The organism is Faecalibacterium sp. AF10-46 (assembly GCF_003604105.1).
In the GTDB taxonomy this organism is placed as follows: Bacteria; Bacillota; Clostridia; order Oscillospirales; family Ruminococcaceae; genus Faecalibacterium; species Faecalibacterium taiwanense.
The window spans coordinates 1-17512 of the sequence record NZ_QVGY01000007.1 but is presented as its reverse complement, the minus strand read 5'-3'; the positions used below and the strand labels follow the sequence as shown (position 1 = coordinate 17512).

Annotated in this window: 22 protein-coding genes and 1 pseudogene; 15 read left to right on the top strand and 8 right to left on the bottom strand. The window is 48.3% G+C overall.

Annotated elements, in window-relative coordinates; all coding sequences use genetic code 11:
- Positions 1-27: 27 nt before the first annotated feature.
- The 11 genes from DWV57_RS08680 to DWV57_RS08630 all read left to right on the top strand — a co-directional run bounded on the left by DWV57_RS08680 (position 28) and on the right by DWV57_RS08630 (position 9275).
- The gene (locus tag DWV57_RS08680) at positions 28-396 is read left to right on the top strand and encodes a PrgI family protein (protein ID WP_120020542.1); all 369 of its coding nucleotides are present in this window, start codon (positions 28-30) and stop codon (positions 394-396) included.
- The gene (locus DWV57_RS08675) at positions 332-2788 is read left to right on the top strand and encodes a VirB4-like conjugal transfer ATPase, CD1110 family (RefSeq protein WP_120020541.1); all 2457 of its coding nucleotides are present in this window, start codon (positions 332-334) and stop codon (positions 2786-2788) included. Before DWV57_RS08680 ends, DWV57_RS08675 begins: the two co-directional genes overlap by 65 nt.
- Positions 2785-3105: a hypothetical protein gene (locus DWV57_RS08670; protein WP_120020540.1), complete on the top strand. Its 321-nt coding sequence runs from the start codon at positions 2785-2787 to the stop codon at positions 3103-3105. Before DWV57_RS08675 ends, DWV57_RS08670 begins: the two co-directional genes overlap by 4 nt.
- Before the next feature lie 73 nt (positions 3106-3178).
- The gene (locus DWV57_RS08665; protein WP_120020539.1) at positions 3179-5134 is read left to right on the top strand and encodes a C40 family peptidase; all 1956 of its coding nucleotides are present in this window, start codon (positions 3179-3181) and stop codon (positions 5132-5134) included.
- A gap of 11 nt (positions 5135-5145) precedes the next feature.
- On the top strand, positions 5146-5418 hold the full coding sequence (locus DWV57_RS08660; RefSeq protein ID WP_055187021.1) for a DUF4315 family protein: 273 nt from the start codon (positions 5146-5148) through the stop codon (positions 5416-5418).
- Positions 5411-6067 (top strand): DUF4366 domain-containing protein, encoded by a 657-nt coding sequence (locus DWV57_RS08655; protein WP_120020538.1) that lies wholly within the window; start codon positions 5411-5413, stop codon positions 6065-6067. Before DWV57_RS08660 ends, DWV57_RS08655 begins: the two co-directional genes overlap by 8 nt.
- A gap of 70 nt (positions 6068-6137) precedes the next feature.
- Positions 6138-6458, top strand: a complete 321-nt coding sequence (locus DWV57_RS08650; protein ID WP_112091634.1) for a toprim domain-containing protein — start codon at positions 6138-6140, stop codon at positions 6456-6458.
- Between the two features lie 85 nt (positions 6459-6543).
- Positions 6544-6858, top strand: coding sequence for a DUF6061 family protein (locus tag DWV57_RS08645; protein ID WP_117472319.1), 315 nt, complete (start codon positions 6544-6546; stop codon positions 6856-6858).
- 54 nt (positions 6859-6912) lie between these two features.
- On the top strand, positions 6913-7257 hold the full coding sequence (locus DWV57_RS08640) for a hypothetical protein (RefSeq protein ID WP_117472322.1): 345 nt from the start codon (positions 6913-6915) through the stop codon (positions 7255-7257).
- Positions 7251-7607: an IS66 family insertion sequence element accessory protein TnpB gene (tnpB, locus tag DWV57_RS08635; RefSeq protein WP_117472324.1), complete on the top strand. Its 357-nt coding sequence runs from the start codon at positions 7251-7253 to the stop codon at positions 7605-7607. Before DWV57_RS08640 ends, tnpB begins: the two co-directional genes overlap by 7 nt.
- A gap of 69 nt (positions 7608-7676) precedes the next feature.
- Positions 7677-9275: an IS66 family transposase gene (locus tag DWV57_RS08630; RefSeq protein WP_165852602.1), complete on the top strand. Its 1599-nt coding sequence runs from the start codon at positions 7677-7679 to the stop codon at positions 9273-9275.
- Between the two features lie 70 nt (positions 9276-9345).
- Here DWV57_RS08630 and DWV57_RS08625 read toward each other — a convergent pair.
- The 8 genes and pseudogenes from DWV57_RS08625 to DWV57_RS08590 all read right to left on the bottom strand — a co-directional run.
- Positions 9346-9528, bottom strand: a pseudogene (locus tag DWV57_RS08625) (topoisomerase DNA-binding C4 zinc finger domain-containing protein); the annotation flags it as partial.
- 169 nt (positions 9529-9697) lie between these two features.
- Entirely contained in the window at positions 9698-10435 is a 738-nt protein-coding gene (erm(B), locus tag DWV57_RS08615; protein WP_001038795.1) for a 23S rRNA (adenine(2058)-N(6))-methyltransferase Erm(B), read from the bottom strand.
- Positions 10436-10559: 124 nt separating this feature from the next.
- Positions 10560-10643, bottom strand: a complete 84-nt coding sequence (locus DWV57_RS08610; RefSeq protein ID WP_001814874.1) for a 23S rRNA methyltransferase attenuation leader peptide — start codon at positions 10641-10643, stop codon at positions 10560-10562.
- 48 nt (positions 10644-10691) lie between these two features.
- Entirely contained in the window at positions 10692-10874 is a 183-nt protein-coding gene (locus DWV57_RS14795; RefSeq protein ID WP_242985277.1) for a hypothetical protein, read from the bottom strand.
- Positions 10875-11639: 765 nt separating this feature from the next.
- Positions 11640-11963, bottom strand: coding sequence for a hypothetical protein (locus DWV57_RS08595; RefSeq protein ID WP_117472326.1), 324 nt, complete (start codon positions 11961-11963; stop codon positions 11640-11642).
- 28 nt (positions 11964-11991) lie between these two features.
- A complete protein-coding gene (locus tag DWV57_RS14345) occupies positions 11992-12489 on the bottom strand; it encodes a hypothetical protein (protein ID WP_117472328.1) in 498 nt (165 codons plus the stop codon).
- A gap of 30 nt (positions 12490-12519) precedes the next feature.
- Entirely contained in the window at positions 12520-12690 is a 171-nt protein-coding gene (locus DWV57_RS14525) for a hypothetical protein (protein ID WP_165853685.1), read from the bottom strand.
- 42 nt (positions 12691-12732) lie between these two features.
- Positions 12733-13290, bottom strand: a complete 558-nt coding sequence (locus tag DWV57_RS08590; RefSeq protein ID WP_117472330.1) for an accessory gene regulator B family protein — start codon at positions 13288-13290, stop codon at positions 12733-12735.
- A gap of 179 nt (positions 13291-13469) precedes the next feature.
- On the opposite strand from DWV57_RS08590, the gene DWV57_RS08585 reads away from it, so the two are divergent.
- From DWV57_RS08585 to mobQ, 4 genes are all read left to right on the top strand, one after another.
- Positions 13470-14168 (top strand): LytTR family DNA-binding domain-containing protein, encoded by a 699-nt coding sequence (locus DWV57_RS08585; RefSeq protein WP_117472332.1) that lies wholly within the window; start codon positions 13470-13472, stop codon positions 14166-14168.
- On the top strand, positions 14165-15433 hold the full coding sequence (locus DWV57_RS08580) for a GHKL domain-containing protein (RefSeq protein ID WP_117472334.1): 1269 nt from the start codon (positions 14165-14167) through the stop codon (positions 15431-15433). Before DWV57_RS08585 ends, DWV57_RS08580 begins: the two co-directional genes overlap by 4 nt.
- Before the next feature lie 75 nt (positions 15434-15508).
- Complete coding sequence (locus tag DWV57_RS08575; RefSeq protein WP_117472336.1) at positions 15509-15826, top strand: DUF3847 domain-containing protein; 318 nt, start codon at positions 15509-15511, stop codon at positions 15824-15826.
- Positions 15827-16095: 269 nt separating this feature from the next.
- A partial coding sequence (gene mobQ, locus DWV57_RS08570) for a MobQ family relaxase (RefSeq protein ID WP_243112325.1) occupies positions 16096-17512 on the top strand: 1417 nt, incomplete at its 3' end.

Sequence of the window (17512 nt, the reverse complement as noted above, 5' to 3'; positions counted from 1 at the left end):
GCGGCGGTCTGGCTGTTCTGGTAATCCATGGCCTATGTAACGATTCCCAAAGACCTTTCCAAAGTGAAGAATAAAGTCTTTCTGAACCTGACGAAACGCCAGCTTGTGTGTATGGGGTTCGCGGCGGGCATCGGCGTTCCGTTCTATTTTCTTATGCGTGATACGCTGGGAACCAGCAATGCGGCGGCAGGCATGGTGCTTCTGATGCTGCCGGAGTTTTTCTTTGCTCTGTACGAGAAAAACGGGATGCACCTTGAAACCATCCTGACGAATTTCATCAGCGTCCGCTTCAAACGTCCTGCGGTACGCCGCTACGAGATTGAAAATCTGTATGACAGAGAACTGGAAACCGCAGCACCGATCCAGAAGAAAGGAGGCATCCTTGGTAAAAAGTGAACCGAAGAAGAAACTGCAGTTCGGCGGCTTCTTCCAAAAGTTCTTTCGTAAACCCGAAAGGAACGAAAAGGAACAACGGTTGACCGTGCAGCGTTCCATTCCATATCTGGAAATGGGGCGCGACGGTATCTGCCGGGTGGAGGAACATCTGTATTCCAAAACCGTCCGATTCTACGACATTAACTACCAGCTGGCACAGAACGAGGATAAGAACACTATCTTTGAAAGCTGGTGCGACTTCCTCAACTACTTCGATGCCAGTATCCGCTTTCAGTTGTCGTTCATCAACCACAAGAGCGATATGAGCGAGTACAACAGGGTCATTCAGATCGAGCCGCAGCACGACCAGTTCGACGATGTGCGTATGGAATATGCGCAGATGTTGAAACAGCAGCTTGCCAAGGGCAACAACGGTCTGGTTCGGACGAAGTACATCACATTCAGCATTGAAGCGAAAAGTGTCCGGGAAGCAAAGCCCCGGTTAGAGCGTATCGAAACCGATATTCTCAATAATTTTAAGGTGCTAGGTGTGAAAGCCTACCCGCTGAACGGCGTGGAACGGCTTCAGATCATGTACGAAACCTTTCATCAGGAGGAACAGCAGAAGTTCGATTTCAGCTATGACCGCATCCTGCAGAGCGGCATGACGACCAAAGACTTCATTGCCCCGACCAGTTTCCTGTTCAAGAGCGGAAAGGATTTTATGATGGGTGACACCTATGGTGCTGCATCCTATCTGAACATCCTTGCCCCGGAACTGACGGATAAGGTGCTGGCCGAATTTCTGGACATGGACAAAAATCTGGTGGTCAGCATTCATGTGCAGTCGGTAGATCAGCTGAAAGCCATCAAACTGATCAAAGGCAAAATTACCGACCTGGACCGTATGAAAATCGAGGAACAGAAGAAAGCTGTGAGGTCTGGTTATGATATGGAAATTATTCCGAGTGACCTTGCAACTTATGGCGGCGAGGCCAAGAAGATTCTGGATGATCTGCAAAGCCGCAATGAGCGTATGTTCCTTGTTACGGTGCTGTTCCTTAATACAGCAAAGACCAAGCAGGAGTTGGATAGTGCTGTGTTTCAGACTGCTGGTATCGCTCAAAAGTTCAACTGCACTCTGAACCGTCTGGATTATCTGCAGGAGCAGGGTCTTATGAGCAGCCTGCCGCTGGCAAATAACCTCGTTCCCATCAAGCGCGCACTGACCACCACTTCCACCGCCATCTTCGTTCCCTTCACCACGCAGGAGCTTTTTATGGAGGGCGATTCCCTCTATTATGGTCTGAACGCGGTATCTAACAACATGATTATGGCAGACCGGAAGCAGCTGAAAAACCCGAACGGTCTGATCCTCGGCACACCGGGAAGCGGTAAGTCGTTCAGTGCAAAGCGTGAAATCACGAACGTATTCTTTACCACAACGGACGATATTATCGTTGCAGACCCGGAAGGAGAGTATTATCCGCTGGTGGAAGCATTGGGCGGTCAGGTTATCCATATTTCGTCCACCAGTAAGGACTACATCAACCCGATGGACATCAACCTGAACTATGCGGACGATGATAACCCGCTGGGCATGAAATCGGACTTTATTCTTTCCCTGTGCGAACTGATTATGGGCGCACGGGATGGCATGGAGCCGGAAGAAAAGTCGGTCATAGACCGCTGCCTGCCGCTGGTCTATCAGAAGTATCTGAACGATCCGAAGCCGGAGAATATGCCGACGCTCGGTGATCTGTACGACTGTCTGCGGGAGCAGAAGGAACGGCAGGCGCAGCGTATCGCCACGGCACTGGAAATCTACGTCAATGGTTCGCTGCGTGTGTTCAACCATCAGACGAATGTGGAACTGGATAACCGCATTATCTGTTTCGATATCAAAGAGTTGGGCAAGCAGCTGAAAAAGCTGGGGATGCTCATTGTTCAGGATCAGGTCTGGAACCGTGTCACCATCAACCGCAACAGCAAAAAGAACACCCGGTACTATATAGACGAGTTCCACCTCCTGCTGAAAGAGGAACAGACCGCAGCATACAGCGTCGAGATCTGGAAGCGGTTCCGAAAATGGGGCGGCGTACCCACAGGCATCACCCAGAACATCAAGGATTTGCTCGCCAGCCGTGAAATCGAGAACATCTTTGAGAACAGCGATTTCATTTATATGCTTAACCAGGCATCCGGCGATCGGCAAATCCTTGCCAAGCAGCTGAATATCTCGCCGTTCCAGCTTTCCTATGTTACGAACAGCAACGAGGGCGAGGGGCTGCTGTTCTACGGCAATACGATTATCCCGTTCAAGGATAAGTTTGATACTTCGCTGAAACTGTACAGCCTGATGACAACGAAGCCTAATGAGATGGGAAAATATAAGGAGAAAAAAGAAGCATGAACACATCGAATATTTTTGACCGACTGAGCCGCAAGATTCATCATCACTCTGACATGGAGCCGCACGAAAGCGATTCCGGCCCGCCCTTTGGTGAGGTGGAGCCGCTCAACTTCCACGATGAAGAATCGGTGGTGCATACGGTGCTGGAAGATTTCTATGCCGTTGGCACACTGGCCGATGAACTGACTGACGGCTTTCACATGGAAGCCCACGGTTATCTTGACCGTGAGGAAGTGAATGCCCGTCTGATCGCCTTTGCCCGGAAGCTGGAGCAGGTGCTTGATAAGTGGGAAACCCACGCAGCCCTGCTCGCATGACGGCTCCAGCCGGAAGGAGGTGATTTCCATAGCAGACAAAAAGTTTCGGGGCAGAGATAAAATCGTCCAGAAAATGACCAAGGATGGTCTGGTGGATGAAAACCTCCGCACCGGGGAACAGAAGTCCGCAACCGCAGCAGAAAAGCCGGAGCAGGAAGATTCGGCAAAAGAAACTGCGGAAAAGGAAGCCGACGAAGAACCTATCGTGGAAGAAGAACGGTGCATGGATGCCGGGGACGGGGAGGAGGATGTGCCCCGGCATCACAGCACCGCCAAGCAGAGCACAGACTATTATAAAGCCCATCAGGAGGATGGCAAGCCGAAGGATGCGCCTGCGGAATCGGATGCAGAGCCGCCCACAAAGAAAGGCCGACTTTCTTTTGAAGATGAAAAAGGCAGCATTGTCCGTGGCGTAGGAATGGGCGTTAAGAAGGTGGCCAAGAAAGGAGTGGACACCGCCACCGGGTTCGCCCATCAGAAAGTACATCAGGTAGAAAAGGACAATTCTGGCGTGGAAGCTGCTCACAAGTCGGAAGAAGCCGCCGAACGCCTGCACCACTTTGTCAAAGGCAGGAAAAAGCCCAAAGACAAATCTGCCAGAGCAGAGAAAAGAGGTGGCGAGGATCAGAAGTCCAGCCGCCTGAAATTCTCCGAGAGCGAGGGCGGTACTGCAGAAAATGCAGCAGAACCGCCGCTGAAAAAGAAACAGCCCCAGCCACCGCCGACTGCCGCAGGAGGTGAATCAAAAACAGTCGGTGCGAAGTTTTACCAGAAAAAGCAGTATAAGGATGCTTATGCAGCCGCCAAGCGCGGTCAGAAAGCCGGAACTGCCGCCAGCAAGCAGGCAGCAGCGGCAACAAACACCATTACGGAGAAAGCGAAAGCAGCGGTGCAGGAGATCGTCCTGCAGAATAAAACCCTGTGGGTCAGTATTGGTGTGGGTATCCTGCTGGTGATGGTAATGTTGGGAACCTTTTCAAGCTGTGGTGCAGCGATTCAGGGAACAGGCAGTACCTTTGTGGGAACGACATATCCCAGCAAGGATGCCGACATGAAAGGCGCGGAAGAGGATTATCTGGAACTGGAAAAGGAACTGGATAAACAGATTCGGCAGATGGAATCCACCCATCCGGGCTATGATGAATACCGCTATCAGCTGGACGAGATCGGGCATGACCCGTATCAGCTTATTTCCCATCTGACTGCGGTTTATGAGCAGTTCACCAGAGGACAGGTCAAGCCTGTTATCAAGGAACTGTTCAAGCAGCAGTATCTCCTGAAAGTGTGGGAAACCATTGAGATTCGCACTCGCATGGAAACCAGAGTAGGGGTTCGGCCAACGATTGACGCTTTTGGAAACGTCAGCATGGAAACCTATACCTATCAGGAAGAAGTGGAGTATGAGTACAAAATCCTCAATGTCCTGCTGAAAAATAAGGGCTTCGATACCATCGCGCGGAAGAACATGAACCGGAAGCAGACCGGACGGTACGATGCCTATAACCTGACCTACGGCAACCGCCCGGAACTGTTCGGTGCAGGCTCCCCGACATACAGCGGCGGCACAACGGGCAGTATCGGCACAGGTGGTGGTGCTGGTGGCTCCGGCGGTGGCTTCAAGTACGACATTCCATCGGAAGCCCTTTCGGATGAAAAGTTCGCAAGGATGATTGAGGAAGCCGAAAAGTATCTAGGTATGCCGTATGTGTGGGGCGGCAGTTCCCCAAGCACCAGTTTTGACTGCTCCGGCTTCGTTTGCTGGGTCATCAATAACAGCGGCAATGGGTGGAGCGTTGGGCGTACAACGGCCAACGGTCTGCGAGGAAAATGCAGCTATGTCTCTCCTGCGGATGCACAGCCTGGTGACTTGATTTTCTTTGAGAAAACCTATAACACCGTTGGCGCGTCGCACGTTGGAATCTACGTCGGCAATGGCATGATGATCCACTGCGGCGACCCCATTTCCTATACCAGCATCAACTCGACCTACTGGCAGAGCCACTTTTTAGGCTTTGGCCGCATCAACTGAAAGGAGGGCCGATGGGCAAAAAATTACAGAAATATCTGGATGAAGCCGAAAAGACGGAACAGCAGATCGCGGAACTGGAAGAACGGCTGAGAACCATCCGGGCAGCACAGAAAAAGGAAGAGGACAGCGAGATCATTCGTGCCATCCGCAGCACCAAGATGGGCGGGCGCGAACTGCTGGCTCTGCTGGACAACATTCAGGCGGGCAACGTGACGTTCCTGACCGCTGTAAACAACGCTTCGGAGGAAGCAGAAACGGAGGAAGCGATTGAAAAAGATGCTTAAACGGCTGGGAGTTGTTATCCCCAGCACAATTCTGACCCTGCTGATGGCAGTGGGCTTTTCGACCCCGGCCTTTGCCTTTGTGGACACCACTGAAGTGATGGAGGAACCGACACAGGTGATCGAGGAAGAGGAACCGACCGAGGAAGAAAAAATCCCGTTCACCATCGCAGGCAACGGCGAGGTGGAGGATAATATCGTAGATGACCCCAGCAAGGAATTCTTCACAGTAAAGACCAAGGGCGGCAACACATTCTTTCTGGTGATCGACCGGGCGCGAAACAGCGAAAACGTCTATATGCTCTCCATGATCGACGAGTACGATTTGCAGGAGTTTCTGGACGATGAAGAGCGGAACGGCAAGCAGGAAGAAGAAACGCCTGCGGTAGTTCTGCCCGAAACTAAACCCGAACCCGAACCTACCCCGGATGTGGAAATCGAAGAACCGAAAGAGGAATCGAGCGGTGGCATGAATAAGATTCTGCTGCTGGTATTCGTGGCGGCACTGGGCGGTGCAGGTGCTTTCTTCTACTTCTACATTTATAAGCCGAAGCCGAAGGAAGAAACGCCGCAGAGTGAAAATCTGGAAACCGACCAGAGCCTTGCGACTGTGAACGAGGATAATCAGTCCGGCAACGAAAATGGCACATAAGAAAACCGTAACATAAGGATGCAGGGGTAGTCGAAAGGCTATCCCTGCTTTTTTTAAAAAGGAGAAAGCGTTGAAATATCTGGTGATTGCAGAAAAACCGAGCGTATCGAAATCCATTGCAAAAGTGATCGGTGCATATCGGCAGGAGGACGGGTATCTGGAGGGTGGGGATTGCGTGGTAAGCTGGTGTCTGGGGCATTTGGCAGAGTATGCAGCCCCGGAACACTATGATGAACGCTATGAAAACTGGCGTTTTGAGGATTTGCCGATTCTCCCTGTTGAGTGGAAACTGCTGGTACACAATACCAAGAAGCCGCAGTTCAATGTTCTGCGCAAACTGCTCCGCAGCAAGAAATTCGATTATGTGGTGAACGCCTGCGATGCAGGATAGTGCGGATAGGTGACTTAAGAAAAAGAAAAAAGAGACCTCATTTTGTTGAAAATCAAATTTCAAAGTCATTAAAGGAGCTATTCAAATGAAACAAAATCAGAATTTCGACCATAATCACTCTCAAAAAGTGCTTTCCTGCCACTACAACATGGACACCAACCGGGTGGAAGCCCGATTTGAAGATGGCACCACCCTTTCCATTGATTGTATCTCCATTGAGGACGAATACGGCAACACCCCTGCGCAGCGAGCAGAACTGGACTGGCTACTATATAACAAGCCCTTAGAGTACGTCCAGCTTGTGCTGAGTGGTGAGATTGAGCATTATCTCTCACTTGGCTGTGACCATGGCATATTAGTAACCGTCAAATCTCCCGGCGGATGGACACCCATGGGATAATAGTAGTGGAACGTTTCGCGACGTTCCACTACTATTAACATCAGGGAGGACACCATGACATCAACAGAGCTAAAGCACCAGGCACGACAACAGAAATGGGTGGCAGCGATTCAGAATTGCAGAAGCAGCGGTCTTCCGGTACGGCAGTGGTGCAAGCAAAGAGGAATCACACCATCTACATACTATCGTTGGGAACGGGAAGTGCTGTCCATCGCAGATGCGGCACCGGAATTCCCCGGGGCACCTGCGTTTGCAGAGTTACCAGCACCGAAACAGCAGGATCGGAACGTTTCAGAATGTTCCGCCACGCTGCGGATCGGCAATAGCAGCATTGACTTCTATCAAGAGCTGAGTCCGGACCTGCTGAAAGCCCTGGTCGAGGCGCTGCGGCCATGCTGAACGATTTTTCCGGAGCGGATCGGGTCTATATCGCCTGTGGCTATACCGATCTGCGTAAAGGCATAGACGGTTTGGCCCGGATGGTGCAGCAGCAGTTTGAATTGGATCCGTTCACCAACACGCTGTTCCTGTTCTGTGGGCGGCGCAGAGACCGGATCAAGGGACTATACTGGGAAAAGGACGGGTTTATTCTGCTCTACAAGCGGCTGGAACAGGGTGCATACCAGTGGCCGAGAAGTGAATCTGAAGTACGGTCACTAACGCCGCAGCAGTACCGCTGGCTGATGGAAGGCTTACAGATCGAGCAGCCAAAAGCCCACCGCCCAGTATCTGGGCTGAGCATAATATAAGGCAGATTAAATTTCCGAAAAGCATCGAAAACACTGGCTTTTTGACACTTTTTGTGGTATAATTTTCACATGGAAAACGAGAAGAGAATTGCCACAAGTAACGCTGAAATGGTGACCATTTCACGCGCGGAATATGAATCTCAGCAAACTCAGCTCACTGAACTCAAGCTCCAGAACCAATGGCTTCTGGAGCAGTTGGGTCTTGCGAAAAAGCGGCAATTCGGCTCCTCCTCCGAGAAGTTGCAGGAGGGCCTGATGGATCAGCTTTCGCTAAGCTTCAATGAGCTTGAAGCCTACGCCTATGGCACCAAATCCGCTACGCCGGAGCAGGTTGCCGTGAAAGCCCATGCGCGCAAGAAGCAGTCCGGCAGCGTGACCGAGATCGTTCCGGAGGGCACACCCACTGAAGTGGTGGAGCACCGTCTGAGCGAAGAAGAGCTGATCTGCTCCGCCTGCGGCAGCAAAATGGAGGAGATCGGCAAAGAGGTCCGCCGGAGCCTGCAAATGGAGCCTGCCCGGTTCTGGATTCGAGAGGATGTCTACTATACCTACGCCTGCAGGAAGTGCGAGCAGGACAGCGGCGAGGCCAACATCCTGAAAACACCGAAGGAGCCTGCGCTGCTGCCCGGCAGCTATGCTTCCGCGGAGGCGGTAGCGCATATTGCGGTACAGAAGTTTGTGATGTATTCCCCGCTGTACCGGCTGGAGCAGGAGTTTCACCGCCAGGGATTGAAGCTCTCCCGGCAGACCATGTCCAACTGGCTGCTGAATGTCTCTGATACCTGGCTGCAGCCCATCTACGAGGTGCTGCACCGGCAGCTCTGCAGGGAGAAAGTTCTCCATGGCGATGAGACGACGCTGCAGGTACTGAAAGAACCCGGGAAGGCGGCGACCAGCAAGTCCTACATGTGGCTGTACAGGACCAGCGGCTGTACGGAGCATCCGATTGTCCTGTATGAATACCAGCCGAACCGGAAGGCAGAGCACGCGGAGGAGTTCTTAAAGGGCTTCTCCGGCTGGCTCCATGCGGATGGATACCATGGTTACCACAGGCTGCCGGAGAATATCCGGGTGGTTGGCTGCTGGGCCCACGCGCGGCGAAAATTTGATGAGGCGCTGCAGACGCTACTGCAGGAAAAGCGAAAAGATTCTCTGGCAGCGGCCGGCGAGTGCTACTGCTCAAGGCTGTTCCAGTTGGAAAAGTCTTTCGCAGAACTGACACCAGAAGAACGACATGCTAAGCGGCTGGAACAGGAAAAACCGGTTCTGGACGCTCTATTGGCGTGGGCAAATGCGGCCAGCGGCAAGGCGGCACCAAAGTCCGCTCTGGGTAGGGCGCTGCACTATCTGCTGGAGCAGTGGCCATACCTGATCCGTTATCTGGAGGATGGGCGGCTGGAACTGAGCAACAACCGTGCTGAACGCAGCATAAAGCCTTTTGTTATGGGCCGCAAGAATTGGCTGTTTGCCAATACACCGGGCGGCGCACAGTCCAGCAGTGTGATCTACAGCCTGATTGAGACAGCGAAAGAAAACGGATTAGATCCGTACCGTTACTTGCTCTGGGTTCTGCGGAATGCTCCCGCTATGAGCCAGATGGACGAGGCTTGGGCCGAACAACTCTTGCCTGCCAGTGCACCCCAGGAATGCAGAATACCAAAAGAATGAACATCTCTGGCCCAGCTGCGGTTGCTAAGCCAGAGATGCTTTTTTATGCGCCGGGAGATTTGACGGTTACGTTTTTGATTCCTTTTACCAGGGTTTCTTTTCCCTCCAGTAATTCTTTTACATTCGTTTTGGTTAGTTTTTTCTTTCTAAAATGTTCAGCTAAAGTAAACTTACATTCAGGATAATTTGAACAACCATAAAACGATTTTTTTAATACAATATTGTTGCCACACTTAGGACATTTTCCTACAAGGGGTCCCGAGCGCTTAGTGGGAATTTGTACCCCTTATCGATACAAATTCCCCGTAGGCGCTAGGGACCTCTTTAGCTTCTTGGAAGCTGTCAGTAGTATATCTAATAATTTATCTCCATTCCCTTTAGTAACGTGTAACTTTCCAAATTTAAAAAAGCGACTCATAGAATTATTTCCTCCCGTTAAATAATAGATAACTATTAAAAATAGACAATACTTGCTCATAAGTAATGGTACTTAAATTGTTTACTTTGGCGTGTTTCATTGCTTGATGAAACTGATTTTTAGTAAACAGTTGACGATATTCTCGATTGACCCATTTTGAAACAAAGTACGTATATAGCTTCCAATATTTATCTGGAACATCTGTGGTATGGCGGGTAAGTTTTATTAAGACACTGTTTACTTTTGGTTTAGGATGAAAGCATTCCGCTGGCAGCTTAAGCAATTGCTGAATCGAGACTTGAGTGTGCAAGAGCAACCCTAGTGTTCGGTGAATATCCAAGGTACGCTTGTAGAATCCTTCTTCAACAATCAGATAGATGTCAGACGCACGGCTTTCAAAAACCACTTTTTTAATAATTTGTGTGCTTAAATGGTAAGGAATATTCCCAACAATTTTATACCTCTGTTTGTTAGGGAATTGAAACTGTAGAATATCTTGGTGAATTAAAGTGACACGAGTATTCAGTTTTAATTTTTCTGACGATAAGTTGAATAGATGACTGTCTAATTCAATAGACGTTACCTGTTTACTTATTTTAGCCAGTTTCGTCGTTAAATGCCCTTTACCTGTTCCAATTTCGTAAACGGTATCGGTTTCTTTTAAATTCAATTGTTTTATTATTTGGTTGAGTACTTTTTCACTCGTTAAAAAGTTTTGAGAATATTTTATATTTTTGTTCATGTAATCTCTCCTGAAGTGATTACATCTATAAACAAATACAGAAGTTAAACGATTTGTTTGTAATTTTAGTTATCTGTTTAAAAAGTCATAAGATTAGTCACTGGTAGGAATTAATCTAACGTATTTATTTATCTGCGTAATCACTGTTTTTAGTCTGTTTCAAAACAGTAGATGTTTTATCTACATTACGCATTTGGAATACCAACATGACGAATCCCTCCTTCTTAATTACAAATTTTTAGCATCTAATTTAACTTCAATTCCTATTATACAAAATTTTAAGATAATGCACTATCAACACACTCTTAAGTTTGCTTCTAAGTCTTATTTCCATAACTTCTTTTACGTTTCCCAAAATACCGCTGCTAATAAAGGATATTGCTTGTCCGGCAAGAAGTGTAAAATAAGTTTTTCTCCATGAATTGTTGTTTTGGGTCATAATGCGAACCTCCTTTTTTATTGCATTGTTCCTTTGTTTCTGCAATAAAAAGCAGGCGTTGTCCCACAGAGAGGGCAGACGCCTGCATAACAACAAAGCACGAAAAAACACCACGATACAGTTCAAAGACTGCTCGTGTCAAACCTACGTGTTCCTTTGCATACGCACGCAAAAAAAGCCCACCATCATGTGGAAAGGTACTTCTACTTTTTATTGCTTATTAGCGTACACAAATTAACACACGTAAGCCTCCTTCCAATCTCAAACTGTCGCACAGTATAACACACATCCGATAGACTTGTCAACCATTTTTAACCTTGTTTTCCATCTTGTTTTTCCATCTCTTACGGGCAGTAGCAAAGCCAGGCGAGCCAGTCAACGGTCAAGATGAACGGCGCTTTCAGCGCCGCCGTTGACAGTCTCGCCCGTCTTTGCTAATGGGTAATCAAGGCGGGAAAGCCATTTTAGGGCTTTCCCGCCCATTTCAATTTTGGGAGAAGAAAGGCCCCAAAATGAACGAGTGCGGCCAAACACTTTTAGGGATTGGCCACCTTGTCCACCCATCCAGCGGGGCGGCGGGGAACGGTCAAGGCCGGGCGTCAGCCCATTCATTTCAGCCTTGACGGTTTCGCATATTAGAAGATTGACCTTTAATTAAAATATCCAAAACAAACAAAACAGCCCTCTATTTGCAGTCGTTGCAAATAGAGGGCTGTTGATTTGTTGATACTTCGCTCCGAACCGTACCATCGACTGTCTTTTGATTTAGATGCGCAAATCATTAGAACACATAAGGCCAATTCTATATGTTTCCGAGTTACTATCAATAAAGCTTTGCGACACTGAAAGGACACGGGTTTTCAATTTTACACCATTGAGTTTTAGATTTATATAATATCCTTCCTTTTTTAAAACATTTCTGCAAATCATTTTATACATCTTATTAGATTTGCACAAAAAACTTATTAAAAAGCTGTTTCTGTCTTCAAGCATTTTATTGTCAATAAAAATATCAGCCTGTATTAACGTTCCTTCAAATTCGATTTCTCCACGATAAGTGCGAAATTTCGGAATGTCATTATCTTCCATATGATTTTCCATGTGTTCTATCCGATAATCAATGATACATATACGCTTCGACTCCCGGCAACACATAGGAAACACCTTGAATATCTAACATTGATCCTTCCAATGTTGCATAATTGCTACCAGGCATCATTTGAACATCTACAAGACCGCTAACATAACCATCAAAACTAATGCCATTAAGCGGGCAATAATCACCAGCTGTTGTACTCACACTTCCAGAGAACACCATCGGCCCAGAAATATTAGAAGATATTGACCAAAAAACCTGTCCCGGAATGGTCCAGTAAATCGTTGCGGTTCCTGTATCGCCCCGTACGCTAGTACGTTCGTCAGGGTCATAAACAATCAGCTTTCCGTCATCAATATAAAAATGAATGACGCCAACTGTCGAATTAGGATAAGCATCCACAGGATTTTTTGAATGTATCTGCGAAGAGTTACCGGTCGCCGCTAATGCTGTCGGACAGATAATTACAAACGCCATAACAATTAGTAACGATGCCCAAAGGTGTTTCACCGATTTCATAGTATTCCTCCAAAATGAATGATCATATTTTCATTTTGATTTGATTGCTTTTACGACTAAATAAATGACCAGTATGCCGATGCAGAGAGAAATAATTGTCAATGCCTCTGCCGTTGCATTAAGGCGCGCACCAATAAAATAAACCAATACAAAAAATGCAATAAAAGCGACAAGAAGCAGCATCCATTTGTTCTTTTTCATGTTATCACCTCCTTATCTACAAAAGTTGGCATTAAATTTCTGTTAAATCAAAGGAATTATTGCGAATACAATCAACACCCATTTGGAGAGATAGTAGCAAACCACATGACGTGTGTATGGAAGCACATTGAAAATGGCAAGTAGGAAATCTATTGACGAAAGAACAGATACGATCATCTTATAGCTTAACCGCTTCTTTTTGCCCAAAGGCTTATTCGTTGCTTCTATCGGAGAGAAAAAGATAGAGATACCCAAAAGAGCTACTGTTGTTATAATACGAAAAAGGTTATTTGCTGCAATTACTTTACTCAGCAAAATGCAGATAAGTGCCAGTCCGGTAAATGCCAGATAGCATCTGGTGTGCGACGTTGCATGATAGCCACCAATGTAGATTCTCTGAGGGATAAAGCCGATCAAGAATGAAAGCGAGTACCGAACATCACCACATATAATTGAGATGAGGATGACAAGCAGAATGCTCACAACAGATGATATGAGCAACTCGTACCCATAGACATACGCATCCGCTTTTGATTCGTCTACCACTTTTTGTTCGCAGAAAAGACGGACTAATTTCTGAGACAGCGTGCGTTCCCACATTGCAGTTGCGCCACCTTATCTTCTGATTTTTGCTTCACTGTATCATAAATTTCAACAAAATCAAGAGGTTTGGCAAAACTGGTCGTTCTGGTGACAAAAGTGGTAGGTCAGGCTACTTGTAAGGAGCCTTTGCACAGTCTATAATAGTAGCAGGACATTATTTTGTGGAGGTTGTCGAAATGCTGAAGTACCATGTTGCAGTCTGCGATGATGAGAAGTCAGACCTTGATGGCATTGTTCAAAGCGTTCAGCAGTACGATGTGCAAGGTTGCTTTGACATTGAAACTTACATGGATGGGAATGAACTTCTGAGCGAATTGCAGATGCAGAAGAAATCCTTTGATTTGCTGCTGCTCGACATTGAGATGCCATCCAACGGCTTTCAGCTGGCACAATCTCTGATTCAAATGGAGAAGCATCCCTTGGTGGTATTTGTCACGAAGCGGCACGAATATGCTGTGCAGGGATATGGTATTGCATTCCGTTATCTTGTTAAGCCCTTGGATCAGACGCTGTTCGCTGCGGCGATGGATGCCGTCCTTCAGGAACTGAACTCCAAACATTTCACGATTGAATACGATGGTGTCACCATGTCCTTGGAAACATCGGACATTTACTTTCTGGAAAGCCACGGACATAAAGTTCTGATCCACTGCAAGGAGCAAGACCTTACATTGAGAATGAGCATTCCTGAAGCCTTGGAGCAGCTTCCCAAACGATGCTTCGTGTCGCCACACAAAAGTTATCTTGTCAATATGGAACACATTGTTTACGCTACTGGAACCGCTGTTTTTCTTTCCAGCGGACATCAGCTGCCGATCAGCAGGAGGAAGCGTCAGGAGTTCAATCAAAATTTCAACGCTTATTTGGGAAGATGATGCTTTATTATTTCGTTGAGTTTGCAGGGAGTTTTGCCAACATCGCCCTGTTGCTGCTTTTCATCGGTCGGCTGTTTCCTCAAAAGGAACCCATTTCAAGATGGTTCTATGTGTATGTTGCACTTTTTATCGCTGGGCAGTGTGCTTTGAGCTTATTTCCGAATTGGGTGACGCAGCGCACAGTCTATCTTTTGGTTGGCGGATTCCTCCTTGCGTTGCTATTCTACGAAGTGCGGCCATGGCAGGCGGTTTTCGCAAGTGGAGCTTTCTTTACACTGGCTGCTTTGGTGGAAGTGTTTGCAATGCTCCTGATTGGACTGCGCATCCCGGACACCGACATTCTGATGCAAGCTGGGGCAGCACGGTTGATTTATGTCGTTTTTTCAAACCTGATACAAATTCTGCTCGTAGTCCTGGTCTCACATTTTTTCAGCCGAAAAGGAAATGCTCTGCGCATCCTATGGCTGTTGCCAATCATTGCAATCCAAGTCGCAAGCATCGCGGTTTGTTATGTAGCACAGTATCATGCTGCGGATGAGTATTTCCCGGATTATATGGTCGGCCTTATGGCTGTGCTTCTCCTTATAAACATCCTGATTGTGTTCTATGTGGAAGCTCTCCGGGAAAATGAACTGGAAAAATTCAAAGTCAAGTTCAACGAGCAGCAGTACAATCTTCAAATGGAATACTACCAGCAGCTCAAAGAACGTCAGGAAGAAGTCCGTTCCCTGCGGCATGATGTGAAGAAATATATTCTGGCGATGCAGGCGGTTGCAGAACACGGCGATACCGAAGAACTTCACAAGATTGCACAAGCTGCCACGGATATTTTTGAGCGTTCCACAAATGTTTCTGCTGTCGGAAACCCTGTTGTGGATGCTCTTTTAAATTATTACCTGCGAATCGCAGAGAAGAATAACATCAAGGTCAAACTGGATGTGACGATTCCTGAAGTTCTGACGATCTCATCGTTGTCTTTGAGCATCATTATCGGAAACACATTTGACAACGCCATTGAAGCCTGTTGCGACTTGCCAGCGGAACAGAGAATCATTCATCTACAACTGCGCAAGCAGTATCGCAGTCTCTTTTATCGGCTTGAGAATCCATACAGCGATACCGTCCGTAGCATCCGCATCGGAGAGTATCACGGTCACGGACTAAAGAACATAAATCGTATCGTTCAGGAGAATCATGGTGACTTCTATACGAAAAAGAAAGACGGTGTGTTTACCGTCCAAGTCCGCCTGAACTGCGAAAATTAAATATGTTTCCACAGCCAAATGATCAGCCTTTATACTGATTGTTTGGCTCTTTATTTTGTAAAGGAGCGTGATGCCATGACCCAACCGAAAACCAACCTTGCCTATCTCCGCAGCGAGAAAGCCAAAGCGGAGCAGAAGCTGCGCTCTTGCCAGCACCGGGAAAAGATCCTTGAACGCAGGATGTCAGAGCTGAACCGGAGAGAGCGTGTGCACCGTCTTTGTACTCGTGCCGGAATGCTGGAAAGCTTTCTGGTCTGTCCGGGAGAACTGACCGACGATCAGGTGATGGAGCTTTTGAAGATCTCATTCCGTCAACCTGAAGTCGTGCTGGCGCTTGCAAAGATGGTGCATGACGTTCACGAACGAAGCAACGTCCAAAACCCTTTAGAATAAAGGGCGCAATTATACACCGTTCCGGTGAAATTGCGGTCTTGCAGACGGCTCGATGAAATCGAAGCTGGCGTTTGTGCGCCAGCCCGATTCCATCCCAAGGAAAACTGCATTTTCCTTGCGCTGCGTTGCAGCTATCCTTTTGCAGCTCCCGCCTAAGACCGAAGCGTACAGCACTCCGTTCCAAGGCGGCGAGTACAACCGAATACGATTCCAGACCGTTCAACAAGAGTTATCTTGCTGGGCGGTCTTTTTGTTTGGGGGTGATGCCTATGCCGTGTCCGCATTTCAAAATCACCATCGTCAAGCGCAGCCAAGGGCAGTCCGCTGTTGCCGGGGCCGCTTACCAGAGCGGCGAACGGCTGTTCAGCGAGTACGACCAGAAAACAAAATTCTACAACAAAAAGAAAGAGCTTGTCCACGCCGAGATTATGCTGCCGTCCCATGCGCCGCCCGGATTTGCAGACCGGGCGACCCTCTGGAACGCCGTGGAAGCCGTGGAGAATCAATGGAACTCGCAGCTTGCCCGCCGCATCGTGCTGGCGCTCCCAGTGGAAGTTCCGAAAGAGCAGTATCTTCCCATGCTCAAAGAATTTTGCAATGAGCAGTTCGTTTCCAAAGGCATGATAGCCGATTTTGCCATCCACGACAAGGGAGATGGCAACCCACACGCCCACGTTCTGCTGACGCTCCGAGCAATGGACGAACACGGCAAGTGGCTCCCGAAAGCCCGAAAGGTATACGACCTTGACGAGAACGGCGAGCGCATCCGGCTCCCTTCCGGCAACTGGAAATGCCACAAGGAAAGCACCGTGGACTGGAACGACCAGAAGTACGCCGAGGTCTGGCGGCATGGCTGGGAGACCATCACCAACCGCTATCTGGAAGCTGCTGGCAGACCGGAACGTGTTGACCTGCGCTCCTTTGAGCGGCAGGGCATCCAGCAGATACCGACCGTCCATCTCGGCCCCGCTGCTCACCAGATGGAGAAGCGAGGAATCGAAACCTTTCTCGGAAATCTCAATCGGGATATTCGCACTGCCAACAGCCTGATGCAGTCCATCCGCAGCACCATCCGTGGGCTGCAACGCTGGATCGCAGACCTGACCGAAAAGAAGCAGATTCTTTTGGATGCACTGGAACAAGCAAAGGAACCCACGCTGTCCGATCTGCTGGTGGACTACTTCAACCTCCGCAATGAGCAACGCAGCGATTGGTCTGGCAAGGCAAAATTGAAATGCACCGTCCGGGACTTTGAGGAAGTTAAACAGGCGGTGGACTACCTGAAAGCCCATTCCCTGAACACTGTCGAGGACTTGAACCAAGCCATTGAAAGTTTAAACCAGACCGCCGCCCCTCTCCGCAGGCAGTTGAAGCGGAACGAAAACCGTATGCGGGCAATCGCCCAGATCAAGGATGCTGCTGCCATCCATGCAAAGCTGAAACCCATCCACGATACCTTTCTAAAAAAGAACTTCAAGCTGACGAAAGATGCCTATGCCAGCCAGCACAAGGAAGAACTGGACGCTTTCAATAAAGCTGTCCGAACTATGATGAAGCTGAACGGCAGCACAACTGTGGATTTTTCGGCATTGGATGCCGAATTTTCGGCGCTGCAATCGGGCAGCGCCGAGCTGCGCAGCCAACTGGAAACCTTGCAGCCGGATATCTCCGCACTAAAAAATATCC

Coding starts and splice junctions, on each gene's coding strand:
- DWV57_RS08680 (WP_120020542.1), top strand. CDS start 28: ATGGCCTATGTAACGATTCCCAAAGACCTTTCCAAAGTGAAGAATAAA.
- DWV57_RS08675 (WP_120020541.1), top strand. CDS start 332: ATGACAGAGAACTGGAAACCGCAGCACCGATCCAGAAGAAAGGAGGCA.
- DWV57_RS08670 (WP_120020540.1), top strand. CDS start 2,785: ATGAACACATCGAATATTTTTGACCGACTGAGCCGCAAGATTCATCAT.
- DWV57_RS08665 (WP_120020539.1), top strand. CDS start 3,179: ATGACCAAGGATGGTCTGGTGGATGAAAACCTCCGCACCGGGGAACAG.
- DWV57_RS08660 (WP_055187021.1), top strand. CDS start 5,146: ATGGGCAAAAAATTACAGAAATATCTGGATGAAGCCGAAAAGACGGAA.
- DWV57_RS08655 (WP_120020538.1), top strand. CDS start 5,411: ATGCTTAAACGGCTGGGAGTTGTTATCCCCAGCACAATTCTGACCCTG.
- DWV57_RS08645 (WP_117472319.1), top strand. CDS start 6,544: ATGAAACAAAATCAGAATTTCGACCATAATCACTCTCAAAAAGTGCTT.
- DWV57_RS08640 (WP_117472322.1), top strand. CDS start 6,913: ATGACATCAACAGAGCTAAAGCACCAGGCACGACAACAGAAATGGGTG.
- tnpB (WP_117472324.1), top strand. CDS start 7,251: ATGCTGAACGATTTTTCCGGAGCGGATCGGGTCTATATCGCCTGTGGC.
- DWV57_RS08630 (WP_165852602.1), top strand. CDS start 7,677: ATGGAAAACGAGAAGAGAATTGCCACAAGTAACGCTGAAATGGTGACC.
- DWV57_RS08610 (WP_001814874.1), bottom strand. CDS start 10,643: ATGTTGGTATTCCAAATGCGTAATGTAGATAAAACATCTACTGTTTTG.
- DWV57_RS14795 (WP_242985277.1), bottom strand. CDS start 10,874: ATGACCCAAAACAACAATTCATGGAGAAAAACTTATTTTACACTTCTT.
- DWV57_RS08595 (WP_117472326.1), bottom strand. CDS start 11,963: ATGGAAGATAATGACATTCCGAAATTTCGCACTTATCGTGGAGAAATC.
- DWV57_RS14345 (WP_117472328.1), bottom strand. CDS start 12,489: ATGAAATCGGTGAAACACCTTTGGGCATCGTTACTAATTGTTATGGCG.
- DWV57_RS14525 (WP_165853685.1), bottom strand. CDS start 12,690: ATGAAAAAGAACAAATGGATGCTGCTTCTTGTCGCTTTTATTGCATTT.
- DWV57_RS08590 (WP_117472330.1), bottom strand. CDS start 13,290: ATGTGGGAACGCACGCTGTCTCAGAAATTAGTCCGTCTTTTCTGCGAA.
- DWV57_RS08585 (WP_117472332.1), top strand. CDS start 13,470: ATGCTGAAGTACCATGTTGCAGTCTGCGATGATGAGAAGTCAGACCTT.
- DWV57_RS08580 (WP_117472334.1), top strand. CDS start 14,165: ATGATGCTTTATTATTTCGTTGAGTTTGCAGGGAGTTTTGCCAACATC.
- DWV57_RS08575 (WP_117472336.1), top strand. CDS start 15,509: ATGACCCAACCGAAAACCAACCTTGCCTATCTCCGCAGCGAGAAAGCC.